This is a genomic window from Sphingomonas sp. LaA6.9, from assembly GCF_022601895.1.
GTDB lineage: Bacteria > Pseudomonadota > Alphaproteobacteria > Sphingomonadales > Sphingomonadaceae > Sphingobium_A.
Window position 1 is genome coordinate 1 of record NZ_JAKVIO010000020.1, and the last position, 17,308, is coordinate 17,308.

Below are 17,308 nucleotides of genomic sequence, written 5' to 3' on the forward strand. Positions count from 1 at the left end.
CGCCGCTTTGCGACGGGCGTCTATCTCGACTCGATGCTCTGGGGTTCGGGCTACTGGCTTGATGATCCCTGGTATTACCGCCTGCCGCCTGCCTATGGGCCGTATCGCTGGACGCGATACTATAACGATGTGCTGCTCGTCGACACGCGCACAGGCTATGTCGTCGACGTCATCTACAGCTTCTTCTGGTGAGGGCGAAGGGCGCCCGGTCATGTGCCGGGCGCCCTTTGTTCAGGCGCCGGCGGCGACTCCCAGCACGGTAAGCACATGATCCTGTCCGTCGCGCCCCGTCCAGCGAAAGGACTGGCCGACGCTCAGCCCGATCAGCGCTGCGCCAACGGGAGTCGCAACCGAAATCCGGCCCGCTTCGATATCGGCCTCTCCGGGATAAACGAGCGTGATCGTGCGCTCCTGCCCGTCCTCGTCGCGAAAACGGACCAGCGAGCCCATCGCGATGACCGAATGTGAAATTGCATCGGTCTCGCGGATTTCGGCGCGCCCCATTTCCTGCAGGAGCACTTTGGCGACCTCAGGTGCGGTCCGCTGGATGGCATAAGCGAGATCGTAGAGCCGATCCTGATCGGCCTCGCTGACGACGATTGTTGGAAGCGGCGCGTCGCCGCTCGCGATGTGACGCATGATGGCAGGTCCTGTGCATGGGCGCGCGTGCCGGCACGGCCGCGACGCCAAGAATTCATCGGATTGTGGAAAGAGACGCCCCAAGCCGGGGCGCAGGCGCGCCCTCAGACCTGGGGCACACCCAGCTCGAGCGGGTTCTCCCGACGCGAAAGCGCGCAGTAATGGGCAGGAGCGAAAGCCATGCGCGCAACATCGTGCCTCACCCGCCGGGATTCAAGCGCAAACTGGGCGCACGGCGTGACGGTCATGCTCCGCGCGCGGCCATGACACTGCGCATCGCAATGCTCGAATTGATCCGCACGACCCCCGGCAGCCGCGACAATATCTCTTTGTGGAGCCGCTCATAGGCGGCCGCGCTCGATGCGCGTGCGCGAAGGATATAATCGACGTCGCCCGTCATCAGGAAACATTCCTCTATCTCGGGGTGCCGGCGCACCGCGCTCTCGAAGCGGTTGAGATATTCCTCGGTCTGCCGTTCGAGCGTGATCCGGACGATGGCGACGATGCCCTCATCCTCGACCCCGCCGATGATCGCGGCATAGCCTTTTATCACCCCCGCCTTCTCGAGCAGCCCGACACGACGCAGACAGGCCGAGGCCGATAGCCCGACCTCGGTCGCGAGCTTGCTGTTGGGCATCCGCGCATTCTGGCGCAGCAGCCTGATGATGGTCCTGTCGATCGAATCGAGATGCACAACAATTCTCCGCGTTCGCGAACTTATAAGCGAATTTCGTACTTAGTTTCGTCGAGTCTTCGAATAATAGAAATGATATTCGAACGATCCACCTCCATCCTGCATGTCACGACAGGAGGAGCGCGATGACCCCGGACCCGGCGATCACAGGTGCCACGGGCAGGCTGACAATCGATCTGGACGCGCTGGCCGCCAATCATGCGCGGCTGGCGGCACATGTCGCACCGGCCGAATGTGCCGCAGTCGTCAAGGCGGATGCCTATGGCCTCGGCATCGCACCGACGCTCCGGACGCTCGTTGCCGCGGGCTGCCGCAGCTTCTTCGTCGCGCATCTGGCCGAAGCGCACGAGGCAAAGCCGCTGCTCCCCGACGATGCCGATCTCTATGTGCTCAACGGACTTGTCGCGGGCACCGAAGCACTGTGCGCTTCGGCAGGAATCATTCCGGTGCTCAATACCATAGCGCAGGCCGTGCGCTGGCAGGCGCTGGCGCAGCAATCGGGCCGGCCGCTCGACGCCGCGCTGCAGTTCGACAGCGGCATGTCGCGCCTCGGCGTAGCGCCCGAGGAAGCCCGATCGCTCGCGCAGGATCCCGATTTCCGCAAATGGGTGCGGCTGCGCCTCGTCATGAGCCATCTCGCCTGCGCCGATGACAGCGCCGCGCCCGCCAATGGGGCGCAGGCCGACGCTTTTGATGCCATGGCCGCGCTCTTTCCGGGCGTCCCCCGGTCGCTGGCCAATTCGGGCGGGATCTTCCTTCCCGCGCGCTTTCGCCATGATCTCGTGCGACCCGGCATCGCGCTGTACGGCGGCACGCCGAGCGACATCACGGCCCCGTCTATGCGGCCTGTGGTGCGCCTCGAAGCGCGGATCGTTCAGCTCCGCACGATCTCGGCGGGCACAGGTGTGGGTTATGGGCTGACTTTCCGGCCCGATGGACCCCGACGCATCGCGACACTCGGCGTGGGCTATGCCGATGGCTGGCCGCGATCGCTGTCCAACAGGGGCGCGGCCTGGCGCGGCGGGAAACGACTGCCGATCGTCGGGCGCGTGTCGATGGACAGCATGGCGATCGATGTCTCCGCGCTTCCCGAGGCCTCGATCGCCGAAGGCGACTGGGTCGACCTGATCGGCGCAGACCAGACGATCGACCCGGTTGCCGCCGATGCGGGGACGATTTCCTATGAGATATTGACGAGCCTCGGCCGTCGCTACGCGCGGCGCTATGTCGGGGGCTTCGGCGCACAGGGAGCTGAATGATGCGGATTGCGGTTCTGGGCGGCGGCGTGATCGGCGTTACATCGGCCTGGTACCTGGCCGAAGCGGGGCATGACGTCACGGTGATCGACCGCCAGCCGGGCCCTGCGCTCGAGACGAGCTTTGCCAATGCCGGCGAGATATCGCCGGGTTACGCCTCGCCATGGGCGGGACCGGGAATCCCGCAAAAGGCGATCAAATGGCTCCTGATGGACCACCCGCCGCTGATCCTGCGCCCCGCGATCGACCGCGAGATGCTCGGCTGGCTCTTCGCTATGCTGCGCAACTGCACCTCGGCGCGCTATGCGATCAACAAGGAACGCATGGTCCGTCTTGCCGAATTCAGCCGCGACCGGCTGATCGACCTGCGCGCGGACACGGGCATCGCCTATGACGAGCGCATGCAGGGGACGCTGCAGCTGTTCCGCACCGAAAAGCAGCTCGCCGACGCCGCCAAGGACGTGGCGGTGCTCAAGGCCAGCGGTGTTCCCCACGAGGTGCTCGACCCCGCCGGCTGCATCGCCGCCGAGCCCGCGCTGGCCGCGGTCAGCCACAAATTCGTCGGCGGCCTGCGCCTGCCCAATGACGAGACCGGCGACTGCTTCAAATTCACAGGTGCGCTGGCCGATATGGCCGCGCGCAAAGGCGTGACGTTCCGTTACGGAGAATCGATCGAGGCGATCGACGTCATGGGCGGAGAGGTCCGCGGCGTACGCACCGATCGCGGCGAGATCGTCGCGGACCGCTATCTGGTGGCGCTCGGCAGTCATTCGGCGCGCATGCTGCGGCCGCACGGCATCCGCCTGCCCGTCTATCCGGTGAAGGGCTATTCGATCACCGTGCCCATCGTCGATCCCGAACGTGCGCCCGTTTCGACACTGATGGACGAAAGCTACAAGATCGCGATCACGCGGCTGGGCGATCGCATCCGCGTCGGCGGCATGGCCGAGATTTCGGGCTACAACAACGCGCTTCCGCCGCGGCGCAAGGATACGCTGGCCTTCTCGGTCGGCGACCTGTTCCCCGGTGCGGGCGATCTAGGCGCGGCGAGCTTCTGGTCGGGACTGCGACCGATGACCCCCGACGGCACCCCCGTGATCGGCGCGACGCAAATTTCCAACCTGTTCCTCAACACCGGGCATGGAACACTGGGCTGGACCATGGCATGCGGTTCGGGTCACATGATCGCCGATCTGATGAGCGATCGCCGGGCGGCGATCGATACCAGCGACCTTTCGATCCGCCGCTACGCCTGAGCCTCGCCCGAAGCGTCAGGCATTCTCCACAGGCGCCTTGGCGCGCCGGGGCGCCTCATGGATTCGCTCGCGCAGCAGCGCGCTTTGCGCGCGTCGCGCATATTCGTCGGCGAGTCGCGTATGGACCTTGCGCGCGCAATTCTCGGCCGCCTTGTCGGCAAGCCTGCGCTCCTCACGCTCGCGCCGCGTATAATAGGAAAGGTCGTCCTGCTCGATCATCGTCACCCTCTGACTGCTGGAACCAGCCGGATGGACGCGCCCGACCGGTGCGCTGTGCCCACCCCATCATGCGAAGCGTGAGCATAAGCCAAAGCCGCGTGAGTCGCACCCCGGTATGTGGCCAGTGAGACCCACGTTTCGGATGAAGTGTTCGGCCGCAAACGAAACGAGCGGACCCATGGCGTTTGCGACCCGTTACCTTTTCATCCCAGTAAAAAAGGAGAGGGATAATGACTGACATCGCAACCGATGAAACCGCCACGCTGATTGCATCCGACAAGGTGGAAGGCACGGCCGTCTATAACCGCCAGGGCGAGCGACTGGGCTCTGTGTCGAACTTCATGGTCGACAAGATATCGGGCAACGTCGAATACGCCGTACTGTCGTTCGGCGGCTTCCTTGGCATGGGCAAGGATCATTACCCGCTGCCCTGGAGCATGCTGAACTACGATACCACCCAGGGCGGCTATGTCGTCGATCTCGACAAGTCGCTGCTCGACAACGCGCCGCGCTATGGCGTGGATGAGGAACCTGTCTATGACCGTGATTATGGCAGGCGGGTCTACGACCATTACGGCGTCACCTACCCGTACTGATCGGCTAATATTTTTCGCAAGCTGTGCGCTGGCGCACAGCTTGCGATAGTTAAAGATGTTTTAAGGCTCCTGCGACCCAAGGGCCACTTCTCTTGGAGCGGGGGCCCGCCCTGATGGCCTGGCAGGAATTTCCTGCCAGGCCATCTTGTTTTGGGCGCATGCGAAAAAACCGCTTGATCTCAACTTCACTTGAACTTCTATCGAAGGCGCTCCGAGACACAGCAAGGAGCCACTCCGCATGCATTCCATGCTCAATATCGCACTTATCTATGGCAGCACGCGCGAGCTCAGGTTGTGCGACACCGTCGCGCGCTGGGCGATTGCCGAAATCGCAGTGCGCCGCGACATCGCGCTGGACATCATCGATCCACGCGATGAGGAAACAGGCAGCGACGTGCTCGGAACCCGGATCGAAGCCGCAGACGGCTATATACTCGTGACGCCCGAATATAATCACGGCTACCCTGCGGCACTCAAGGCACTGCTCGATTCCGCGGACGACGCATGGAGCGCCAAACCCGTCGCCTTCATCTCCTATGGGGGTATCTCGGGCGGGCTGCGCGCCGTGGAACAGCTGAGGCTGGTCTGTGCCGAGCTCGACATGGTGACGGTGCGCGAACAGCTCAGTTTCGCGAATGTCTGGGAGCAGTTCGGCGCGAATGGCGCGTTGTACGAGCCCGAGCGCGCCCGACGCGCGCTCTCGACGATGCTCGATCGGCTGGTCTGGTGGGGGAGCGTGTTGCGCGACGCGCGCGCGAACCTCCCCCGCGCCCAGGCTGCCTGATCAGTCGCGCAGCAGTTCGTTGATGCCCGTCTTGGCGCGCGTCTGCGCGTCGACGCGCTTTACGATCACCGCGCAATAGAGCCCCGCACCCGGCGTGCCGTCGGCCAGCGGCTTGCCGGGCAGCGATCCGGGGACGACCACGGCATAGGACGGCACGCGTCCCACGAAGACTTCGCCGGTCGCGCGGTCGACGATCTTGGTCGAGGCGCCGAGATAGACGCCCATCGAGAGCACCGCGCCCTCCTCGACGATCACGCCCTCGGCCACTTCCGATCGTGCGCCGATAAAGCAATTATCCTCGATGATGACGGGATTGGCCTGAAGCGGCTCGAGCACGCCGCCAATGCCGACACCCCCCGACAGGTGGACGTTCTTGCCGATCTGCGCGCAGCTTCCGACCGTGGTCCAGGTGTCGACCATCGTGCCTTCGTCAACGAAGGCGCCAATATTGACGAAGCTCGGCATCAGCACCGCGCCCTTTGCGACGTGCGCGCCCGCGCGGACGATCGAGCCCGGCACCGCTCGGAAGCCCGCGGTACGGAAAGCGGCTTCGTCCCAGCCCGAGAATTTCGACGGAACCTTGTCCCACCAGTGCGCCGCACCCGGACCGTGCGAGATCAGCGCGTTGTCGTTGAGGCGAAAGGACAGAAGCACCGCCTTTTTGAGCCACTGGTTGACGACCCATTCGCCGTTTCCGGTCTTTTCGGCGACACGCGCACGGCCCGAATCAAGTTCGGCGAGCGCATGGCCCACCGCGTCGCGCACCTCGCCTTTGGTATCGAGTCCCAGCGTCTCGCGCGCGTCCCACGCCTGTTCGATCACCGCCCGGAGATTGTCGCTCATCGTCACTCGCTTTCGGTTATGTGTTTCAGCCATTCGCCAAGATCGGCGACCTCATAGTCGATCATCCCGGCCTGAACACCCTCATTGCCGAGTTCCGAGCCATTGTTGATCCAGACGGTCGTCATGCCGAGCGCCTTGGCGGGGACGAGGTTGCGCGCCATGTCCTCGACGAACAGCGACTGGTACGGATCGATGTCGAGCGCGGTACACATCCGTGCATAGCCTTCGGCCTGCGGCTTGGGCCGATAATCGAGCTGGTGGATGTCGTAGACGGTCTCGAACACGCCCCCCAGTCCCAGCTTGTCGAGTACGCGTGCCGCATAGAGCGCGTCGCCATTGGTGAACACGATGCGCCGCCCCGGCAGCGCTGCCAGCGTCTCCGCGACATGCGCGTCGTGCGACAGCCGATCGAGCGGAATGTCGTGGACGAAATCGAGGAAATGGTGCGGGTCGACGCCATGATCGGCCATCAGCCCCGCCAGAGTCGTGCCGTGCGCCCGGAAATAGCCCTTCTGGACGCGCCGTGCCTCGACAAGATCGACCGAAAGCAGTTCGGCGATATAGGCGCCCATACGTCCGTCGATCAGCGAGAACAGCTCGGCTCCGGGCGGATAGAGCGTGTTGTCGAGGTCGAAAATCCAGTTGCGGATATGGGTGAGCGCGCCGATCATTCGGGACAGGCGTTTAGCCGAGCCTCTATATTAAGTTCAAGGCAAGCCGCGATGCGGTAGCCTTTCGATGATTCGGGGGCTGGGGCTTGGAATGATGACCGCAAGACACATCCTGTTGCTGGGCACCGCGATTCCGCTCGCGGTATCGCTGGCGGCATGCGGCGGGGGAGGCGGCGTCAATTCGACTCCGACGCCAGCGCCGCTCGCGCCGCCGCCACCGCCACCGCCGCCTCCGCCTCCCAGCACCAATTTCGATACCGCCGAATATCGCCAGTCCAACGCCGCCGTCAGTTCGAAGGCGATCAGCGCCTATCAGGCCGGCGCCACGGGCACCGGAATCACCGCAGCTGTGGTCGATAGCGGGATCAATCCGGCGCTGTCCGAGTTCGCGGGCAAGATCAGCACCGCCTCGGCCGATCTTGCGGGCACGCGTCCCATGGCCGACGAGGACGGCCATGGGACCGCGGTCGCGGCCATCATCGGAGCCGTGAAGAACGACAGCGGGATGCACGGCGTCGCGTTCAATTCGACGCTGCTGATCGCCAAGACCGACGAACCCGGGAGCTGCACCAACACCAGCGGTCCCGTCGATCAGCAGGGTTGCCAGCATCCCGACAGCGCGATCGCGCGGGGGGTCGATCTGGCGCGAACCAATCAGGCGCGCGTGATCAATATCTCGCTCGGCGGCTCGGCTGCGGGCGGCGTGCTGCGCGCCGCTATCGACCGCGCAACGGCGCAGGGGATCGTCATCGTCATCTCGGCGGGCAATGACGCCGCCGCCACGCCCGATCCGCTGGCGCAGATCGCACTCGATCCGGTTGCGCGCGGACTCGTCATCATCGCGGGGGCGCTCGACGCCAATGATGCGCTCGCCAGCTTCAGCAATCAGGCCGGCGGAGCGCAGGCCCAGTATCTGACCGCGCTGGGCAGCCGGGTGGTCACCGTCAACGAGAATGGTGCGCTGATCCAGTTCAGCGGCACTTCGGCATCCGCCCCGGTGATCTCGGGCGCGGTGGCGTTGCTCGCGCAGGCCTTTCCCAATCTCACCGGCCGCCAGATCGTCGACCTGTTGTTCAATTCGGCGCGCGATCTGGGAACTGCAGGCGACGACGCGACCTATGGCCAGGGCGCGCTCGATCTCGCGCGCGCCTTCCAGCCGCAGGGGCAGACGTCGCTCGCGGGCTCGATGACCCCCGTGTCGATCGCAAGCAATGCGACCATGTCCCCCGCAATGGGCGACGCGGCGAAGGCCGGCACTGCGCAGTCGATCATGCTCGACGGCTATGGCCGCGCCTATGTGCTCGATCTTGCACGGACGCTCAGCCCAGGCGCACGTCCGCGCGCGCTGGCCCCTGCACTGGCGCAGGGCGGCCGCCAGCTTGCCGCAGCGGGGCGCGCGCTCGCCTTTTCGGTCTCGGTCACGGATGGTGGTCGCGGCACGCGCATGCTGCTGACGCGCGAGGAGGCCGAACTGGCGCGCGCGACCGCAGGCTTCGTCGCGAGCCGGATCGCCCCGCGCACCGAGTTTGCACTGGGCTTCCATACCAGCGCGGGAACGATTGCCGCCGCATTGAAGGGCAAGCGCGAACCCGCCTTCCTCGTCGCTGAAGCGCCGACGCGTGGCCTCGGGTTCGAACGTCAGACCAGATCTGCGGTCGCGGTGCGACACCAGCTTGCCGATCTGGGCATCATGGTCACCGCCGAAACCGGATCCGCGCTGCTCTATGACCCCGCCGAGGCGGTGCGACTGCGCGGCGATTATGGCCGTCATGGCTATGACCGGATTTCGCTCGGACTCGACGGCCGACTGGGCAAGCTCGCGCTGGGTGTGGAGGCAAGCCGGCTAGGCGAGAAGGAAACCGTGCTGGGCGCGCGCTTCGGCCCAGCACTCGGCGGCAATGGCGCGACGAGCTGGTTCCTCGACGTAGATGCCGCGTTCGATCTGGGCCGCGGCTGGCAGCTGGGCGGGACGCTGCGACAGGGCATCACACGGGCACCGCTCGGCACGCTCAGGAGCAACGCCTTCGGCTTCGATGCCATCAAAATTGGCGTGTTCGACGGCAACGACCGCGTCGCGTTGCGGATGGCGCAACCGCTCAGGATCGTCAGCGGCGGCCTCCGGCTGACATTGCCCGAAAACTACGATTATCGCACTGGCATAACGACCTATGCCGTCCGCCGTCTGGGGCTCTCCCCCGTGGGCCAGCAGATAGACCTCGAGGCCAGCTATGCGCGGCCATTGGGTCCGGGCTGGCTTACCACCAACCTGTTCTACCGTCAGGATCCGGGAAATCTGTGGTACGCGCCCGATGATATCGGGGTCGCGCTCCGCTTCGGCATGGACTTCTAGACGGTAAAGCTCTCGCCGCAGCCGCACGCGCCCTTGGCGTTGGGATTGTTGAAGACGAAGCCCGCGGTGAAATCGTCCTCGACCCAGTCCATCGTCGAGCCGATCAGGTAGAGGACCGAGGCAGCATCGATGAAGAAGGGCCCGGCGGGCGTCTCGATGCGCTCGTCGAAGCTCGCCGCCTCGCTCACATAATCGACCGAATAGGCGAGCCCCGAACAGCCGCGCCGCGGGGTCGAGAGCTTGAGGCCGAGCGTGCCCTCCGGCGCGCTCGCCATCAGCGTCGCGATCCGCGCCTCCGCCGAGGGGGTCAGGATCACCGCGGCGGGACGCGCGCGTGTTGTAGTGGCCGTCATCAACTCAACTCCAAACCCGCTCACCCTGAGGAGGCACTGAGCCTGGCGAAGTCCCGTCTCGAAGGACTGCCCTTCGAGACGCAGCTTCGTCTTTGCTCAGCTGCTCCTCAGGGTGAGCGGCCAAATTCATGTCAGAGCATTCCCAGTTCGAGCTTGGCCTCATCCGACATTTTCTGCGGGTCCCATGGCGGATCCCAGACGAGATTGACCTCGGCCGATCCGATCCCCGCCACCGCGCCCACGCGAAGCTCGACCTCGGCGGGCATCGACTCGGCGACCGGACAATGCGGCGTAGTCAGCGTCATCGTGACGACGGCATGGCCGTCCTCGGTGATGTCGACGCCATAGATCAGCCCGAGATCGTAGATGTTCACGGGAATCTCGGGATCGAAGATCTCCTTCAGCGAGGCGATCACCGCCTCGTAGAGGTCGCCGCCCGGCGCGCCCGCCGGGTCGGCCGCTGGCTTCTGCGATAGGAACCCCTCGAGATAGTCGCGCTTGCGCTCCATCGTCTCGCGCGGCGTTTCGGCCGCCACGTCCTCGACGCGCGCCTTGGGGGGCTTTACCGCCTCGCCGACTTCCTCGACCAATATCTTGCGTTCCTCGTTCACCCGAAGATCCTCGTTACCCGTTCTATACCCTTGGCGAGCGCCTCGACATCGGCCTCGCTCGAATAGACGCCGAAGCTCGCACGCGCGGTGGCGTCGACTCCCAGATGCGCCATCAGCGGCTGCGCGCAGTGATGTCCTGCGCGGATCGCCACATGGCTTTCGTCCAATATGGTGCCGATATCGTGGGGATGAACCCCCTCGATGCCAAAGCTGACGATTCCCGCCGAATCCTCGGGCCCGAACAGGCGCACGCTGTTGATCGCGCCAAGCGCCTCGCGCGCGGCCTTCACCAGCGCTGCTTCATGCGCGTGGATCGCGTTCAGCCCGATCGCGTCGACATAGTCCACTGCGGCGTGGAGACCGATCACGCCCACCACATGCGGCGTCCCCGCCTCGAAGCGCGCGGGGGGCGGGGCATAGGTGGTCTTCTCGAAAGTGACCTTGTCGATCATCGCACCGCCGCCGTGCCAGGGCGGCATCGATTCGAGGATCTCGCCCCGCGCCCAGAGCACGCCGATGCCAGTCGGGCCATAAAGCTTGTGCCCCGAAAAGGCATAGAAATCGGCGCCGATCTCGGCGACGTTCACGGGCAGGCGCGGCACCGCCTGGCAGCCGTCGAGCAGCAGCTTCGCGCCAACGACATGCGCCAGTTCGGCCGCACGCTTTGCATCGAGCACCGATCCGAGCACGTTCGAGACATGCGCCAGCGCGACGAGCTTGTGCGCAGGGGTCAGCATCGCCGCAACCGCGTCGAGGTCGATCCTGCCGTCCCCGGTCAGCGGCGCGACGTCGATCCCGATCCCCGTGCGGTCGCGCAGCAGCTGCCAGGGCACGATGTTCGAATGATGCTCGAGCATCGAGAGCAGCACGCGGTCCCCCGCCTTCAGATGCGTATTGCCCCAGCTATGCGCGACGAGATTGATGCTCTCGGTCGCGCCGCGCGTGAAGACGATCTCCTCGGCCGCGCCCGCACCGATGAAGCGCGCGATCCGCTGCCGTGCCGCCTCGAACGCCACGGTCATCTCGGCCGAGCGCTGATAGACGCCGCGGTGTACGGTGGCATAGGTCTCGCCATAGCCGCGCGCGATCGCGTCGATCACGGCGCGCGGCTTCTGGGCAGTCGCCGCGCTGTCGAGATAGCGCCAGCCCTCGGGGATCGCGGGAAAGTCCGCGAGATGGTCGAGAGGGCGGGTATCCGCGAGCACGCTCACAGCGCCGCCTCCAGCCACGCATCGGCATCCGCAGTGAATGCCTCGCGCACCGCGTCCTCGCCGATCCGCTCGAGCGCGTCGGCGACGAAGGCGCGCGTCAGCAGCGCCTCGGCCTGAGCCGGGGGAATCCCGCGCGATTCGAGGTAGAACAATGCGCGCTTGTCGAGTTCGCCGACGGTCGCGCCGTGCGCGCATTTGACGTCATCGGCAAAGATTTCGAGCTCGGGCTTGAGGTTCACAGTCGCGGTGCGCTGAAGCAGCAGTCCGCGCAGCGACTGTTCGCCATCGGTCTTCTGCGCGCCGCGCGCAACCTCGACGCGCGCGGCAAGACTGGCGGCCGATTTGTCCGCGGCCACCGCGCGCCAGGTCTGGCGGCTGACGCCATTTTCGGCGTCATGACGCAATACGATCGCGGCCTCCTGCCGCTGGTCGCCACGGCAGAGCAGCGTACCGCCAATCTCAGCAAAACCCGCATCACCGGTCAGCGCCACCGCGCCGTCGATCCGGCTGTCTGCGCCACCCGCGCCAAGGAAGATGCTGACAAGGCTGGCGCCCTGCCCGACCGTCGCCTCGTCGCGCAGCGAGACGAAGCCGCTCGACTGGAGCAGGCGTACCGAGCGCATCAGCCGCGCAGTCGGCGCAAGCGTGATTTCGGTGAGGCGATTGGACCAGCCATCACCGATAAAGGTTTCGACAATGCTTGCCTGCGCGTCTTCGTCGAGCGCGATGCGCCCCGCGACGTGATTGGCGCCGCCCGTGGCGACATGGACGATTTCGACCGGCCCCGAACTCGCCGCATCGCGACCAAGCGCGAGCGTCCAGCCCTTGGCCGTGGCGAGACTCCCGAGTGGGTGCGTGCTGGTTGCGGCGACGTCGCCGACCAGCATTTCACCCGGCGCGCTCTGCGAAGCATCGAACAGGCCATCGACGAAGAGGAGGCGCGGACCGCCGAGATCGAGCCAGGGCAGCTTGGCAAGCGGACGTTCGGCGTGCGGCGCCTCCGCAAGCGTGGACAGCGCCGAAAGATCCGACCAGCGCCACGCTTCCTCGCGCGTCGAGGGGAGCGCCAATGTCACGCCGCGATCGCTCCATAGCCTTCGCGTTCGAGTTCGAGCGCGAGTTCCTTGCCGCCCGAACGGACGATCTTTCCGTCGGCCAGAACATGGACGAAATCGGGCTGCACATAATCGAGCAGCCGCTGATAGTGCGTGATCAGCAGTACCGCCTTGTCAGGCGCCCGCATGATCCGGTTGATGCCGTCGCCGACGACGCGCAGCGCATCGATGTCGAGGCCGCTATCGGTCTCGTCGAGCACCGCGAGCTTCGGCCCGATGATCCCCATCTGGACCATCTCGTTGCGCTTCTTCTCGCCGCCCGAAAAGCCGACATTCACGGGGCGCTTGAGCATCTCCATGTCGAAGCCCAGCCGGTCGGCCTGCAGACGCGCGACTTTGAGGAACTCTCCCCCCGAAAGCGGCGCCTCGCCCCGCGCCTTGCGCTGGCTGTTGAGTGCCTCGCGCAGGAACTGGACATTGGAGACGCCGGGGATTTCAACGGGATACTGGAAACCGAGGAACAGCCCCGCCGCCGCACGCTCGTGCGGCTCCATCTCGAAAAGATCCTCGCCTTCGAAGCTGACCGACCCTGCGGTCACTTCATAGCCGGGCCGCCCGCCGAGCACATAGGCAAGCGTCGACTTGCCCGCGCCATTGGGGCCCATGATCGCATGGATCTCGCCCGCATTCAGGCTGAGCGACAGCCCCTTGAGGATCGGCTTGCCGTCAACTTCGGCGTGGAGGTTTTCAATCTTCAACATTAACGGCTTCTTTCAAATCTTTAAGCTGCTCCAGATCGCCGCCATATCGGCGGTATACCGCCCTCAGCTCGCGAATATCCTCGGCTGTCAGTCGGCCAAGGTTCAAGTCGAGATAGAGCTTCCGCAGCTCACCATAGACTCTGCTCACTCCGTTGATCTGATCGAGCCATGCGAAATGCGCTCGCTCATCGCCGTCTGACCAGTAGGTCGTGCTCTCAAAGAAAAAGAGGCTAGCCAACGGACCCCTCCAGGCTGATCCCGAGCAGCTTCTGCGCCTCGACCGCGAACTCCATCGGGAGCTGCTGGAGCACCTCCTTGGCGAACCCGTTCACGATCAGCGCCACCGCGCTTTCCTGATCGAGCCCGCGCTGCATCGCGTAGAAGAGCTGGTCGTCGCTGATCTTCGAGGTGGTCGCCTCATGCTCGATCTGCGCCGAGGGATTGCGCACCTCGATATAGGGCACGGTGTGTGCGCCGCATTTGTCGCCGAGCAACAGGCTGTCGCACTGGGTGAAGTTGCGGACATTCTCGGCGGTCGGGCCGACGCGGACGAGGCCGCGATAGGTGTTGCTCGACACCCCCGCGCTGATCCCCTTCGACACGATCGTCGAGCGGCTGTTCTTGCCCAAGTGGATCATCTTGGTGCCGGTATCGGCCTGCTGGTGGTTGTTGGTGACCGCCACCGAATAGAATTCGCCGACGCTGTTCTCGCCCGCGAGCACGCAGCTCGGATATTTCCATGTGATCGCCGAACCCGTCTCGACCTGCGTCCAGCTGACCTTGGAGTTCTTGCCCTGGCACAGTGCGCGCTTGGTGACGAAATTATAGATGCCGCCGCGCCCTTCCGCATCGCCCGGATACCAGTTCTGTACCGTCGAGTATTTAATTTCGGCATCGTCCAGTGCGACCAGCTCGACCACCGCGGCGTGGAGCTGGTTCTCATCGCGCATCGGCGCGGTGCAGCCTTCGAGGTATGAGACGTAAGCGCCCTTGTCCGCGACGATCAGCGTGCGCTCGAACTGCCCCGTATTCTCGGCATTGATCCGGAAATAGGTGCTGAGTTCCATCGGGCAGCGCACGCCCTCGGGGATGTAGACGAAGGTGCCGTCCGAAAAGACCGCGCAGTTCAAGGCCGCGAAATAATTGTCGTGCTGCGGCACGACCTTGCCGAGCCACTTCCTCACGAGCTCGGGATATTCGCGGATCGCCTCGCTGATCGAGCGGAAGATCACCCCCGCCTCCTCAAGCTCCTTGCGGAAGGTCGTGGCGACCGAAACCGAGTCGAACACCGCATCGACCGCGACCTTGCGCGCGCCCTTGACCCCTGCGAGCACTTCCTGCTCGGCGATCGGGATGCCCAGCTTGCGATAGGTTTCGAGGATTTCGGGATCGAGTTCGTCGAGCGAGTTCAGCTCGGCCTTTTTTTTCGGCTCCGCATAATAATAGGCGTCCTGATAATCGATCGGCGGGATCGAGAGCTTGGCCCAGTCGGGACTCTCCATCGTCAGCCAGTGGCGATAGGCCTTCAATCGCCATTCGAGCATCCATTCGGGCTCGCGCTTCTTGGCCGAAATGAAGCGGACGGTGTCCTCGTTCAGCCCCTTGGGCGCGAAATCCTGTTCGACATCGCTGGTGAAGCCCCATTCATACTGGCTGAGCTTCTCGGCGGCAGCGAGCGCTTCGGCGTTCTTGGTGGCCATCAGTGCGCCCTCCCCGAAAGCGATGCCAGTGTCACGCCAGCGAGCGCGCCGCGTACCGCGCCGCTGACCGCATTCATGTGCGGCTTCACGCGGCAATCGGCTTCGAGCGCGCAGTCATGGGCGCCATGTTCGGCACAGGGGGTCATTGCAATGGGTCCTTCGACGGCCTCGATCACATCGGCGAGGCTGATGGCGGCGGGCGGGCGCGCGAGGCGGATCCCGCCCCCCGTACCGCGGCTGGATTCGATAAGCCCCGCAGCGGACAGCCGGCTGACCAGCTTCTGCGCGGTGGGCAGCGGAATGCCCGTCTCGGCGGAGAGCGTCGTCGCGTTCATCTTCGTCGCGCCGCAATGGCGCGCCGCGGCCGACATCATCACGACGGCATAATCGGCAAGGCTCGAAAGACGCATCTTTGCGAATGACTCTCAAATCGGACTGATTCGTTCCGATTGCCATATGGCGAGGCTCCGCCGCGGGATCAACCCCGGAGGGCTCAGCTTCCCTGAAAGAGCGGATCCGTCGGCCCGGCGATATCGACGCGACCGCGCTTCAACTGCGCAAGCACGGGCAGCGCATCCTCGAAGCGCTTGGGCGTGATCCCCGTAAATTGCTTGATTTCCTTGATGAAGTGCGACTGGTCGTAGAAGTTTTCCGCCATAAGCCCGCTTGTCTCGCCGTCGCCGAGCGCCAGCGATGCCGCCACGCGAAGCGCGCGATATTTGCGCGCGAGCAGCTTGGGCGGCGCGCCATAATATCGCTTGCACAGCCTTTCGACCTGCCGCCGCGACAGTTCCAGCGTCGCCACGAGATCGTCGACCATGGGCGAAGGGGACGCAGCGAGCCACGCGTCGACCCGGCCCGTAAAGGCGAGCGCCACCTGCCGGTCGCGCTGGATGAGCTCGCGGAACAGCGCGCTGGCGATCACCGCCTTGTCCTCCACCGTCGGCGCGGCGTGCAGGCGCTCCATGATTCCCGCCAGCGCCGCGCCGAAAAAGTCCGTGGCATCGACCGCGCGATTGACGAGCATTGATGCCTCGAACCCCAACAGCGCGCCCCAGCCCGCAGGCAGCAGTCCCGCGCCGAACAGGTGAATCGGCCCCTCGGCGCGGATATTGGTGTTGCCCGTGGTCGGGCCGATGATGCTGATGATCGGGATCTGCTGGATATGGCCATCGGCGAAACGGCATGTGCCGCTGCCCGAAAAGCCGAAGCGGATCTGCGCATAGTCGGCGCACTCGCCCGCCTCGAAGTGCGGCACATCCGCGCGGAACTCGTAAAAAGCGGTGATATAGGCGCTCAGATCCGCGTCAGGCGCGGCATAGGTCAGCGACATATCCATCGGATACCCCCTCGCATCGACCCGGCGCGAGACTAGCGCACGCCATGGCGGGCATCAAATCTCCCGATCAATCAGGGGATTCAGGTCTGGAAGACGATCGGGTCGACCTTGCCGGCAAGCTCGGCGGGCTTGACGGTCAGCTTGGCGAGAACGGGCAGATCCTCGCTGAAGCGCTTGGGGGTAAGCCCGGTAAACTGCTTGATCTCGCGGATGAAATGCGACTGGTCGTAGAAACTTTCGCCGATCAGCTCGCCGACCTCGGCCTCGCCGCGCGCGAGCGTGGTGGCGGCGCGTATTGCGCGATATTTGCGCGAAAGCAGCTTGGGCGGCACGCCATAGAGGCGCTTGCACTGGCGTTCGACCTGCCGGCGCGAAAGCCCGATCCGGTCGACGAGATCCTGCACGTCGGGAGAAAGCGCGCTTTCCAGCCATTCGTCGACGACGCGCGTGAACCAGACCGGGGTTTCCTCGATCCGCTTGGCGAGCTCACGCGTCACGCGGCTGCCGATCGCGACCTTGGCCTCCAGGCTGTCGACGGCGCGCAGCTCCTCGATCACGTCGAACAGCCCCGGGCCGAAAAGGTGCGTCGCGTCGATCGCGCGGTTGACCAGCGTCGAAGCCTCGAACCCCATCAGCGCGCCCCAGCCCGCGGGCAGCAGCCCCGCGCCGAAGATGTGGATCGGCCCCTCGACACGCACTTTGGTATTGCCCGTGGTGGGCCCAACGATGGTGACGGGCGACGACGCCTGCTCATGCCCGTCCGCGAAATGATAGGTGCCCTGCCCCGACAGCATGAAGCGGATCTGCGCGAAATCGGCGCGTTCGACATCCTCGAACACTGGGATGGGCGCACGGAATTCATAGAAAACCGAAAGTAACTCGCGCAGATCGCCTTCGGGCGCCGCGTAATCGAGCGTGATGTCCATGCCCCGTTCGACCCGATTTTATTGTTGCGGAGGGCAATATACCG

The 17,308-nt window shown here is 64.9% G+C and carries 21 protein-coding genes; 6 read left to right on the forward strand and 15 right to left on the reverse strand.

Annotated features, from left to right (window positions below; translation table 11 throughout):
* Nucleotides 1-192 (forward strand): RcnB family protein (locus MKI88_RS11325; protein ID WP_241631493.1); only part of this gene is annotated, 192 nt, incomplete at its 5' end.
* 39 nt (nucleotides 193-231) lie between these two features.
* On the opposite strand, the gene rnk is transcribed toward MKI88_RS11325, so the two are convergent.
* Together rnk and MKI88_RS11335 are read right to left on the reverse strand one after the other, a co-directional pair.
* Nucleotides 232-639, reverse strand: a complete 408-nt coding sequence (rnk, locus tag MKI88_RS11330) for a nucleoside diphosphate kinase regulator (RefSeq protein ID WP_241631494.1) — start codon at nucleotides 637-639, stop codon at nucleotides 232-234.
* 244 nt (nucleotides 640-883) lie between these two features.
* Nucleotides 884-1,333, reverse strand: a complete 450-nt coding sequence (locus MKI88_RS11335) for an Lrp/AsnC family transcriptional regulator (RefSeq protein WP_241631495.1) — start codon at nucleotides 1,331-1,333, stop codon at nucleotides 884-886.
* 125 nt (nucleotides 1,334-1,458) lie between these two features.
* On the opposite strand from MKI88_RS11335, the gene alr reads away from it, so the two are divergent.
* Nucleotides 1,459-2,592: an alanine racemase gene (gene alr / locus MKI88_RS11340; RefSeq protein ID WP_241631496.1), complete on the forward strand. Its 1,134-nt coding sequence runs from the start codon at nucleotides 1,459-1,461 to the stop codon at nucleotides 2,590-2,592.
* Nucleotides 2,592-3,845 (forward strand): D-amino acid dehydrogenase, encoded by a 1,254-nt coding sequence (locus MKI88_RS11345; protein ID WP_241631564.1) that lies wholly within the window; start codon nucleotides 2,592-2,594, stop codon nucleotides 3,843-3,845. The genes alr and MKI88_RS11345 overlap by 1 nt, the downstream gene beginning before the upstream one ends.
* Nucleotides 3,846-3,860: 15 nt before the next feature.
* Here MKI88_RS11345 and MKI88_RS11350 read toward each other — a convergent pair whose 3' ends face one another.
* Nucleotides 3,861-4,070 carry a hypothetical protein gene (locus MKI88_RS11350; RefSeq protein WP_241631497.1) on the reverse strand — a complete coding sequence of 70 codons (210 nt, stop codon included), beginning with the start codon at nucleotides 4,068-4,070 and terminating at the stop codon, nucleotides 3,861-3,863.
* Between the two features lie 224 nt (nucleotides 4,071-4,294).
* On the opposite strand from MKI88_RS11350, the gene MKI88_RS11355 reads away from it, so the two are divergent.
* Nucleotides 4,295-4,660 (forward strand): PRC-barrel domain-containing protein, encoded by a 366-nt coding sequence (locus tag MKI88_RS11355; RefSeq protein WP_241631498.1) that lies wholly within the window; start codon nucleotides 4,295-4,297, stop codon nucleotides 4,658-4,660.
* A gap of 238 nt (nucleotides 4,661-4,898) precedes the next feature.
* Nucleotides 4,899-5,444 (forward strand): NADPH-dependent FMN reductase, encoded by a 546-nt coding sequence (locus MKI88_RS11360; RefSeq protein ID WP_241631499.1) that lies wholly within the window; start codon nucleotides 4,899-4,901, stop codon nucleotides 5,442-5,444.
* Here MKI88_RS11360 and dapD read toward each other — a convergent pair whose 3' ends face one another.
* On the reverse strand, nucleotides 5,445-6,287 hold the full coding sequence (dapD, locus tag MKI88_RS11365; RefSeq protein ID WP_241631500.1) for a 2,3,4,5-tetrahydropyridine-2,6-dicarboxylate N-succinyltransferase: 843 nt from the start codon (nucleotides 6,285-6,287) through the stop codon (nucleotides 5,445-5,447).
* A 2-nt stretch (nucleotides 6,288-6,289) separates the two neighbouring features.
* Nucleotides 6,290-6,958, reverse strand: coding sequence for a pyrimidine 5'-nucleotidase (locus tag MKI88_RS11370; RefSeq protein WP_241631501.1), 669 nt, complete (start codon nucleotides 6,956-6,958; stop codon nucleotides 6,290-6,292).
* Between the two features lie 91 nt (nucleotides 6,959-7,049).
* Between MKI88_RS11370 and MKI88_RS11375 the strand changes: the two genes are divergently transcribed.
* Nucleotides 7,050-9,308, forward strand: a complete 2,259-nt coding sequence (locus MKI88_RS11375) for a S8 family peptidase (protein WP_241631502.1) — start codon at nucleotides 7,050-7,052, stop codon at nucleotides 9,306-9,308.
* Here the strand turns inward: MKI88_RS11375 and MKI88_RS11380 are convergent.
* From MKI88_RS11380 to MKI88_RS11425, 10 genes are all read right to left on the reverse strand, one after another.
* Nucleotides 9,305-9,661, reverse strand: a complete 357-nt coding sequence (locus MKI88_RS11380; protein WP_241631503.1) for an iron-sulfur cluster assembly accessory protein — start codon at nucleotides 9,659-9,661, stop codon at nucleotides 9,305-9,307. The genes MKI88_RS11375 and MKI88_RS11380 overlap by 4 nt on opposite strands.
* Nucleotides 9,662-9,792: 131 nt before the next feature.
* Complete coding sequence (locus MKI88_RS11385) at nucleotides 9,793-10,272, reverse strand: SUF system Fe-S cluster assembly protein (RefSeq protein WP_241631504.1); 480 nt, start codon at nucleotides 10,270-10,272, stop codon at nucleotides 9,793-9,795.
* Entirely contained in the window at nucleotides 10,269-11,483 is a 1,215-nt protein-coding gene (locus MKI88_RS11390) for a cysteine desulfurase (protein WP_241631505.1), read from the reverse strand. Before MKI88_RS11390 ends, MKI88_RS11385 begins: the two co-directional genes overlap by 4 nt.
* Nucleotides 11,480-12,559, reverse strand: coding sequence for a SufD family Fe-S cluster assembly protein (locus MKI88_RS11395; protein WP_241631506.1), 1,080 nt, complete (start codon nucleotides 12,557-12,559; stop codon nucleotides 11,480-11,482). The genes MKI88_RS11390 and MKI88_RS11395 overlap by 4 nt, the downstream gene beginning before the upstream one ends.
* The gene (gene sufC / locus MKI88_RS11400) at nucleotides 12,556-13,299 is read right to left on the reverse strand and encodes a Fe-S cluster assembly ATPase SufC (protein ID WP_241631507.1); all 744 of its coding nucleotides are present in this window, start codon (nucleotides 13,297-13,299) and stop codon (nucleotides 12,556-12,558) included. Before sufC ends, MKI88_RS11395 begins: the two co-directional genes overlap by 4 nt.
* The gene (locus MKI88_RS11405; RefSeq protein WP_241631508.1) at nucleotides 13,286-13,537 is read right to left on the reverse strand and encodes a hypothetical protein; all 252 of its coding nucleotides are present in this window, start codon (nucleotides 13,535-13,537) and stop codon (nucleotides 13,286-13,288) included. Before MKI88_RS11405 ends, sufC begins: the two co-directional genes overlap by 14 nt.
* Nucleotides 13,530-14,999, reverse strand: a complete 1,470-nt coding sequence (sufB, locus tag MKI88_RS11410) for a Fe-S cluster assembly protein SufB (protein ID WP_241631509.1) — start codon at nucleotides 14,997-14,999, stop codon at nucleotides 13,530-13,532. Before sufB ends, MKI88_RS11405 begins: the two co-directional genes overlap by 8 nt.
* A complete protein-coding gene (locus tag MKI88_RS11415) occupies nucleotides 14,999-15,409 on the reverse strand; it encodes an Rrf2 family transcriptional regulator (protein ID WP_241631510.1) in 411 nt (136 codons plus the stop codon). Before MKI88_RS11415 ends, sufB begins: the two co-directional genes overlap by 1 nt.
* Nucleotides 15,410-15,492: 83 nt before the next feature.
* The gene (locus MKI88_RS11420; RefSeq protein ID WP_241631511.1) at nucleotides 15,493-16,338 is read right to left on the reverse strand and encodes a helix-turn-helix domain-containing protein; all 846 of its coding nucleotides are present in this window, start codon (nucleotides 16,336-16,338) and stop codon (nucleotides 15,493-15,495) included.
* Between the two features lie 80 nt (nucleotides 16,339-16,418).
* A complete protein-coding gene (locus MKI88_RS11425; protein ID WP_241631512.1) occupies nucleotides 16,419-17,264 on the reverse strand; it encodes a helix-turn-helix transcriptional regulator in 846 nt (281 codons plus the stop codon).
* Between the last annotated feature and the right edge of the window lie 44 nt (nucleotides 17,265-17,308).

Bases quoted from the DNA above. Each gene is read 5' to 3' on its own strand.
- rnk (WP_241631494.1), bottom strand. From the start codon at position 639: ATGCGTCACATCGCGAGCGGCGACGCGCCGCTTCCAACAATCGTCGTC.
- alr (WP_241631496.1), top strand. From the start codon at position 1,459: ATGACCCCGGACCCGGCGATCACAGGTGCCACGGGCAGGCTGACAATC.
- MKI88_RS11345 (WP_241631564.1), top strand. From the start codon at position 2,592: ATGCGGATTGCGGTTCTGGGCGGCGGCGTGATCGGCGTTACATCGGCC.
- MKI88_RS11355 (WP_241631498.1), top strand. From the start codon at position 4,295: ATGACTGACATCGCAACCGATGAAACCGCCACGCTGATTGCATCCGAC.
- MKI88_RS11360 (WP_241631499.1), top strand. From the start codon at position 4,899: ATGCATTCCATGCTCAATATCGCACTTATCTATGGCAGCACGCGCGAG.
- dapD (WP_241631500.1), bottom strand. From the start codon at position 6,287: ATGAGCGACAATCTCCGGGCGGTGATCGAACAGGCGTGGGACGCGCGC.
- MKI88_RS11370 (WP_241631501.1), bottom strand. From the start codon at position 6,958: ATGATCGGCGCGCTCACCCATATCCGCAACTGGATTTTCGACCTCGAC.
- MKI88_RS11375 (WP_241631502.1), top strand. From the start codon at position 7,050: ATGATGACCGCAAGACACATCCTGTTGCTGGGCACCGCGATTCCGCTC.
- MKI88_RS11380 (WP_241631503.1), bottom strand. From the start codon at position 9,661: ATGACGGCCACTACAACACGCGCGCGTCCCGCCGCGGTGATCCTGACC.
- sufC (WP_241631507.1), bottom strand. From the start codon at position 13,299: ATGTTGAAGATTGAAAACCTCCACGCCGAAGTTGACGGCAAGCCGATC.
- sufB (WP_241631509.1), bottom strand. From the start codon at position 14,999: ATGGCCACCAAGAACGCCGAAGCGCTCGCTGCCGCCGAGAAGCTCAGC.
- MKI88_RS11415 (WP_241631510.1), bottom strand. From the start codon at position 15,409: ATGCGTCTTTCGAGCCTTGCCGATTATGCCGTCGTGATGATGTCGGCC.
- MKI88_RS11420 (WP_241631511.1), bottom strand. From the start codon at position 16,338: ATGGATATGTCGCTGACCTATGCCGCGCCTGACGCGGATCTGAGCGCC.
- MKI88_RS11425 (WP_241631512.1), bottom strand. From the start codon at position 17,264: ATGGACATCACGCTCGATTACGCGGCGCCCGAAGGCGATCTGCGCGAG.